Below are 6,590 nucleotides of genomic sequence, written 5' to 3'. Positions count from 1 at the left end.
TGAGTTCTCAAGGAACGGACGCTTCCTTCGTACTCACCCTCGCGGGTTTTCCTCCGGGCTTTCGTTCTGCTGTGTTGCTTTGTTCTTGCGTTTCCAACTCTACCAGATCATTTCCGCCGCCGTTTCCGGCTGGGATTTGAATTCGGTGACCGTTGGCGGTCTTTGCCTTTCGGCGCTCCACACGTTAGCGGTTTTCCCTTGCGACTCATAATCGGGTCACCGGCTCGGGAATTCGGACATGCCGAATAAGCCCCCGCCAGGGGAATGTCGTAGGTGTGGAGTGACCGCTCCCGGGGTCTGCCGATGGCAGTGCCCGTAAAAGCGGCTCGAACTACGTTAGGCGTCCGGGCCGGTCGCGTCAAGTCGAGCGGCGGCGCGGGGCGTGGGCGCGGTACGGGCTCACCGTCGGGTCGTCCGTGAGCCAGAAGCGGTACGGGTGGTCCGCGCCGGCTCCGCCCACCCCCGTGCGCGGGCCGCTGCTCACCAGGTCGGAGGCGGTGGGGGTGCCCGTCAGGACGGACAGGGGCGCCTCCGGTCCCGCGCAGAGGTCGGTGCCGTCCAACGAGCGGTCCACGTCCAGGGCCGTGGCCAGGCGGGCCGGGCCCTTGGCCAGTTCTCGCGGGTGTCTGGCCGTAACCCGACGTTTGGCGGCCAGGTCGGCGCCCACCGTGATCTCCCCCGCCCGCACCAGCACCCCGCCGGCGTGCCCCGGCGGGCCGCACACCAGGTTGAGGCTGAACCACATGCCGTAGATGAAGTAGACGTACGCGTGTCCGGGCGGCCCGAACATGGAGGCGTTGCGGGCGGTGCGGCCGCGGTAGGCGTGCGAGCCCGGATCGGACTCGCCCTCGTACGCCTCCACCTCCGTGATCCGCAGCTCCATGAGGCCGTCCGGGGCACGGCGGACGAGGGTGCGGCCCAGGAGGTCCGGGGCCACGGTGAGGACCGGGCGGTCGAAGAAGGACCTGGGCAGGGGCGTACGGTCAGGGCGCGCGCTCATCCGGTCGAGCGTAGTGGACCGCGCCCGCCTGCAACCGGGACCGATGGTTCCGCGTTGATACGGGTAGTCGCGGCGTAGTCGCCAGATCGTTCAAGGGGAGTTTGAGCATGGGCTTCAAGAAGCTGTTCGCGAGCCTGGGTGCCGGTGGTGCCTCGGTGGACACGATCATCACCGAGCCGAACGTCGTCCCGGGCGGCATCGTCCAGGGCGAGGTCCGGATCCAGGGCGGATCGGTGGAGCAGCAGATCGAGGGGCTGTCCGTCGGGCTCCAGGCCAAGGTCGAGGTCGAGGGCGGTGACCAGGAGTACAAGCAGGACATCGTCTTCACCAAGCAGCGCCTCGGCGGTGCGTTCCAGGTGCAGGCCGGCGCGCTGCACGTGGTGCCGTTCGCCCTGGAGATCCCGTGGGAGACGCCGATCACCCACTTCGGGGGCCAGCACCTGCGCGGGATGAACATCGGGGTCAGCACGGAGCTGGAGATCGCGCGGGCGGTGGACGCCGGTGACCTCGACGCGATCAACGTGCACCCGGTGCCGGCCCAGCAGGCCATCCTGGACGCCTTCCGGCAGCTCGGCTTCACCTTCCGCAGCGCGGACATGGAGCGGGGCCACATCCGGGGGACGCGCCAGACGCTGCCCTTCTACCAGGAGATCGAGTTCCTGCCGCCGTCGCAGTACCGCGGGCTGAACCAGGTCGAGCTGACCTTCGTCTCGGACGGCCGGGAGATGGACGTCGTCCTGGAGATGGACAAGAAGCCGGGGCTGTTCAGCGAGGGCAGCGACACCTACCGCTGCTTCCAGGTCGGCCTGCAGACCTACCAGAGCACCGACTGGGCGGCGTACCTCAACCAGTGGATCGCCGGAGTCGGTTCGCAGCGCAACTGGTTCTAGGCTCGGGAGCGCGTCCGTCCGCGGGGCGGGCGCGCCGGTCCGATGTCTTCCCCCCTTCCGGAGGTTCAGCAGTGTCAGAGCAGAACAGGGCGCCTCTTCCGCACGCCTTCCACCCCGAGGTCGCGTCCTTCACGGTGACGAGCGAGGACGTCACCCACGGGGCGGATCTGCACGCGGCCCAGGTCCTCACGGGCAAGAACGTCTCGCCGCACCTGCGCTGGGAGGGCTTCCCCGAGGGGACGAAGAGCTTCGCGGTGACCTGCTTCGACCCGGACGCTCCGACGGGCAGCGGGTTCTGGCACTGGGTGCTCTTCGATCTGCCCGTGTCGGTGACGGAGTTGCCGGCGGGCGCGGGCAGCGGGGACTTCCCGGGGCTGCCGGAGGGGGCCGTGCACGTACGCAACGACTACGGCACGCGGGACTTCGGCGGTGCGGCCCCGCCGCGCGGGGAGCGCCACCGCTACGTGTTCACCGTGTACGCGGTGGACCGGGAGGAGCTGGGCCCGGACGAGGACTCCTCGCCCGCGGTGGTCGGCTTCCATCTCCGGTTCCACGCGCTGGGCCGGGCGCAGCTCGTCGCCGAGTACGAGGCGCCCGCCGCACGCTGATCGTTTGCCCGGCGTTTGCCCGGTCCTGGTCTAAAGAAGGCCAGGACCGGGCATTTTTATTGCGTTGTCCCGCGTGGCGCGCGCGGCGAGAGTGGTCGCGGGCCCTGCCGCCAGGGTGGTCGCGGGCCTGCACACGGGAGGTGGGCGAGATGCGGGACACGCTGGTACTGAACGCGAGCTTCGAGCCGCTGTCGACGGTGACGCTGAACCGGGCCGTGGTCCTGGTCCTCCAGGACAAGGCCGTGGTCGAACAGTCGCATCCCGATCTGCGTGTGCGCGCCGCCACCATGGAGCTTCCGATGCCCCGGGTGATCCGGCTGTGCCGGTACGTACGGGTGCCCTTCCGAAGACACGCCCCGTGGTCGCGGAGGGGGGTGCTGGTCCGGGACCAGCACAGATGCGCGTACTGCGGGAAGCGCGCGACGACGGTGGACCACGTGCTGCCCCGGGCCCAGGGCGGTGGGGACACCTGGCTGAACACGGTGGCGTCCTGCGCGGAGGACAACCACCGCAAGGCGGCCCGGACTCCGGAGGAGGCGGGGATGCCGCTCCTCCGGAAGCCGTTCGTGCCGTCCCCGGCGGACGCGATGCTGCTGGCGCTGGGGGTGGCGGGGCGGGAGGCCCTGCCGGAGTGGCTGGAGCGGTCCGCCTCCTAGGCACCTGCGCCGGGCGACGTCGGTGACGTAGATCCGCTACGTCTTTCTACGTCGCTCAGCGGAGCAGAAGTTGGGCGATGGCGAGGAGGCCGACGGTCACGATGACCCCGCGCAGGACGGCCGGGGACAGCCGTCGGCCGACCTTGGCGCCGATCTGGCCGCCGAGGGTGGAGCCGACGGCGATGAGGACCACGGCCGTCCAGTCGAACTCGGCGACGAAGAGGAAGAAGACGGCGGCGATGCCGTTGACGAGGGCGGCGATGACGTTCTTGACGGCGTTGATCCGCTGCATGTCCTCGCGGAGCAGCAGCCCCATGAGCGCGAGGTAGAGCACGCCTTGCGCCGCCCCGAAGTAGCCTCCGTAGGCGCTGGAGAAGAGCATGCCGCCGAGCAGGGCGGGGCCGCCGTCGGGGTGGCTCGTATCGCCTCCGGCGGCTTCCTGGCGCCGGCGCAGCGCGGCGGCGAGCCGGGGCTGGAGCACGACGAGGACCAGGGCGAGGCCGATGAGGACCGGCACGATCGTGTCGAAGGCGTCGGAGGGCAGGGCGAGGAGCAGGGCCGCGCCCGCGAGTCCGCCGACGAGGGACACCGAGCCGAGGCGCAGGATCCGGGAGCGCTGGCCGCGCAGTTCCTTGCGGTAGCCGATGGCTCCGCTGATGGAACCGGGCACGAGGCCGAGGGTGTTGGAGACGTTGGCGGTGACCGGTGGCAGGCCGGTGGCCAGCAGGACCGGGAAGGTGATCAGGGTGCCGGAGCCGACGATCGTGTTGATGGTGCCGGCTCCGACACCGGCGGCGAGGACCGCGAGGGATTCCCAGATGGACATGGACGGTGCCATCCCCTTTGCATGAGTGGGTCGCCTCCCCGCCATGAAGGTCGAGGGGCCTCACCGATCATGCAGGAGGGGACGGCGGTCAGTCGATCGGGGGCTGTTCGCGGCGGTCCGCGCGCTCCTTGTCGCGGGCGGCCGGGATGCCGCCGCCGTCCTTGCCGGTGTTCTGCGGGTTGAAGCCGGAACCGCCGCCGAGGGGGCCGAAGTTGCCCATGGCCCCGGAGAGGCCCTTGAGGGCGTCGCCGATCTCGCTGGGCACGATCCAGAGCTTGTTGGCGTCGCCCTCGGCGATCTTCGGAAGCATCTGGAGGTACTGGTAGGCGAGGAGCTTCTGGTCGGCGTCGCCGGCGTGGATGGACTCGAAGACCGTACGGATGGCCTGGGCCTCGCCCTCGGCCTTGAGCGCGGCGGCCTTGGCCTCACCCTCGGCGCGCAGGATGGAGGACTGCTTCTCACCCTCGGCGCGCAGGATCTCCGACTGCCGGACACCCTCGGCCTGGAGGATCGCGGCGCGCTTGTCGCGGTCGGCGCGCATCTGCTTCTCCATCGAGTCCTGGATGGAGGTGGGCGGTTCGATGGCCTTGAGCTCGACGCGGTTGACGCGGATGCCCCATTTGCCGGTGGCCTCGTCGAGGACCCCGCGCAGGGCGGCGTTGATCTCCTCGCGGGAGGTGAGGGTGCGCTCCAGGTCCATGCCGCCGATGATGTTGCGCAGGGTGGTGACGGTGAGCTGTTCGATGGCCTGGATGTAGCTGGCGACCTCGTAGGTCGCGGCCCGTGCGTCGGTCACCTGGTAGTAGATGACGGTGTCGATGTTGACGACCAGGTTGTCCTGGGTGATGACGGGCTGCGGCGGGAACGGGACGACCTGTTCGCGCAGGTCGATCCGGTTGCGGATCGAGTCGATGAACGGGACGACGATGTTGAGGCCCGCGTTGAGGGTGCGGGTGTAGCGGCCGAACCGCTCGACGATGGCGGCGCTGGCCTGCGGGATCACCTGGATCGTCTTGACCAGTGCGATGAAGACCAGAACCACCAGAATGATCAGGACGATGATGATCGGTTGCATGCTTCCCCGTGCCCTTCCGGCTGTCTGTGCTGCCCCGTTGATCGGAGTCTCGCAGACCTGGGGGCCGCGAGCAGGCTGCTTGTCACATCACGACGGCGGTCGCCCCGTCGATCTCCACCACGTCGACGGACCGTCCGGGTTCGAAAACGGTGTCCGCGTCGAGGCTGCGGGCGGACCAGATCTCACCGGCGAGCTTGATACGGCCGCCGGCGGCGTCGACGCGTTCGAGGACGACGGCGCTGCGGCCCTTCAACGCGTCGATGCCGCTGCGGTGTTGGGGTCTCTGGTCGCGGTGCCGGTTGGCGATGGGCCGGACGACGGCGATGAGCGCCACCGAGACGGCCACGAAGACCAGGACCTGGGCCACCACTCCCCCGCCGAGGGCGGCGGTGACGGCGGCCGCCACCGCTCCGACGGCGAACATGCCGAATTCCGGCATGGCGGTCAGGACCAGGGGGATGCCCAGTCCGACCGCGCCGATGAGCCACCACACCCACGCGTCGATGTCCACACGGTCATGGTAGGTCGGCCGGGCGCGGTCGGGACAGGGTGCGGTGGCGCGATGTGCCGTGCGCGGGGCCGGTGTTCGGGATCCGGCCGCCGTACGCCGTGCGCCGTGCGCCGTGGGTCGTACGCCGTCCGCCGTGCGGGCTTCTAGCGCAGCGGCAGGCCCTGGGCCGTCCAGCGGTCGTGGCTGTTGCGCTCGACGACCAGTGGCAGGCCGAAGCAGAGGGAGAGGTTGCGGGAGGTCAGTTCGAGGTCGATCGGGCCGGCGGTGACGACCTTGCCCTGGCGGATCATCAGCACGTGCGTGAAGCCGGGGGCGATCTCCTCGACATGGTGGGTGACCATGATCATGGAGGGGGCGAGCGGGTCGCGCGCGAGCCGGCCGAGGCGGCGTACGAGGTCCTCGCGGCCACCGAGGTCCAGTCCGGCGGCGGGCTCGTCGAGGAGCAGCAGCTCGGGGTCGGTCATCAGGGCGCGGGCGATCAGGGTGCGCTTGCGCTCGCCCTCGGAGAGCGTGCCGAACTTCCGGTCGAGGTACTCGGTCATGCCGAGGCGGTCGAGGAAGGCGCGGGCGCGCTGCTCGTCGATGTCCTCGTACTCCTCCTGCCAGGTGGCCGTCATGCCGTAGGCGGCGGTGAGGACGGTCTGCAGGACGGTCTGCCGCTTGGGCAGCTTGTCGGCCATGGCGATGCCGGCCATGCCGATGCGCGGGCGCAGCTCGAAGACGTCGACCTTGCCGAGGGTGCTGCCGAGGATGGTGGCGGCGCCCTTGGTGGGGAAGAGGTAGCTGGAGGCGAGGTTGAGCAGGGTGGTCTTGCCGGCGCCGTTGGGGCCGAGGATCACCCAGCGCTCCCCCTCCTTCACCGACCAGGAGACCTGGTCCACGAGAGCCCGGCCCTCGCGGACCACGGATACGTCCACCAGCTCCAGAACATCGCTCATGAGCGTGTTGTCACCCCTTGCAGTCACGGTTCTCTGTGCGCCGGTAGACGCAGCCCCAGGGGAAAACCTACGCCACTCGGGGAGGG

The 6,590-nt window shown here is 69.8% G+C and carries 8 protein-coding genes; 3 read left to right on the top strand and 5 right to left on the bottom strand.

Annotated features, from left to right (window positions below):
- Positions 1-358: 358 nt before the first annotated feature.
- A complete protein-coding gene (locus tag ABZ873_RS28380; RefSeq protein WP_360877636.1) occupies positions 359-1,000 on the bottom strand; it encodes a DNA-3-methyladenine glycosylase in 642 nt (213 codons plus the stop codon).
- Positions 1,001-1,107: 107 nt separating this feature from the next.
- Here ABZ873_RS28380 and ABZ873_RS28375 point away from each other — a divergent pair, with 107 nt between their 5' ends.
- The 3 genes from ABZ873_RS28375 to ABZ873_RS28365 all read left to right on the top strand — a co-directional run bounded on the left by ABZ873_RS28375 (position 1,108) and on the right by ABZ873_RS28365 (position 3,154).
- A complete protein-coding gene (locus ABZ873_RS28375) occupies positions 1,108-1,890 on the top strand; it encodes a sporulation protein (protein WP_360877633.1) in 783 nt (260 codons plus the stop codon).
- Between the two features lie 71 nt (positions 1,891-1,961).
- Positions 1,962-2,498, top strand: a complete 537-nt coding sequence (locus tag ABZ873_RS28370) for a YbhB/YbcL family Raf kinase inhibitor-like protein (RefSeq protein ID WP_360877630.1) — start codon at positions 1,962-1,964, stop codon at positions 2,496-2,498.
- A gap of 149 nt (positions 2,499-2,647) precedes the next feature.
- A complete protein-coding gene (locus tag ABZ873_RS28365; protein WP_360877627.1) occupies positions 2,648-3,154 on the top strand; it encodes an HNH endonuclease in 507 nt (168 codons plus the stop codon).
- A gap of 55 nt (positions 3,155-3,209) precedes the next feature.
- On the opposite strand, the gene ABZ873_RS28360 is transcribed toward ABZ873_RS28365, so the two are convergent.
- The 4 genes from ABZ873_RS28360 to ABZ873_RS28345 form a co-directional block, all read right to left on the bottom strand.
- Entirely contained in the window at positions 3,210-3,980 is a 771-nt protein-coding gene (locus ABZ873_RS28360; RefSeq protein ID WP_360877624.1) for a sulfite exporter TauE/SafE family protein, read from the bottom strand.
- 88 nt (positions 3,981-4,068) lie between these two features.
- Positions 4,069-5,055: an SPFH domain-containing protein gene (locus ABZ873_RS28355; protein WP_360877621.1), complete on the bottom strand. Its 987-nt coding sequence runs from the start codon at positions 5,053-5,055 to the stop codon at positions 4,069-4,071.
- An 82-nt stretch (positions 5,056-5,137) separates the two neighbouring features.
- Positions 5,138-5,566, bottom strand: a complete 429-nt coding sequence (locus ABZ873_RS28350; protein ID WP_360877618.1) for an NfeD family protein — start codon at positions 5,564-5,566, stop codon at positions 5,138-5,140.
- 143 nt (positions 5,567-5,709) lie between these two features.
- On the bottom strand, positions 5,710-6,504 hold the full coding sequence (locus ABZ873_RS28345; protein WP_360877615.1) for an ABC transporter ATP-binding protein: 795 nt from the start codon (positions 6,502-6,504) through the stop codon (positions 5,710-5,712).
- Positions 6,505-6,590: the final 86 nt, after the last annotated feature.

Origin of the sequence: Streptomyces sp. NPDC047014 (assembly GCF_040644195.1) — a bacterium.
Taxonomy (GTDB): Bacteria; Actinomycetota; Actinomycetes; order Streptomycetales; family Streptomycetaceae; genus Streptomyces.
The sequence above is the reverse complement of the archived record's forward strand: the minus strand, read 5'-3'. Positions and strand labels throughout refer to the sequence as shown.

What these genes read in the sequence shown, in the direction of transcription:
- ABZ873_RS28380 (WP_360877636.1), bottom strand. Translation starts at nt 1,000, where the DNA reads ATGAGCGCGCGCCCTGACCGTACGCCCCTGCCCAGGTCCTTCTTCGAC.
- ABZ873_RS28375 (WP_360877633.1), top strand. Translation starts at nt 1,108, where the DNA reads ATGGGCTTCAAGAAGCTGTTCGCGAGCCTGGGTGCCGGTGGTGCCTCG.
- ABZ873_RS28365 (WP_360877627.1), top strand. Translation starts at nt 2,648, where the DNA reads ATGCGGGACACGCTGGTACTGAACGCGAGCTTCGAGCCGCTGTCGACG.
- ABZ873_RS28360 (WP_360877624.1), bottom strand. Translation starts at nt 3,980, where the DNA reads ATGTCCATCTGGGAATCCCTCGCGGTCCTCGCCGCCGGTGTCGGAGCC.
- ABZ873_RS28355 (WP_360877621.1), bottom strand. Translation starts at nt 5,055, where the DNA reads ATGCAACCGATCATCATCGTCCTGATCATTCTGGTGGTTCTGGTCTTC.
- ABZ873_RS28345 (WP_360877615.1), bottom strand. Translation starts at nt 6,504, where the DNA reads ATGAGCGATGTTCTGGAGCTGGTGGACGTATCCGTGGTCCGCGAGGGC.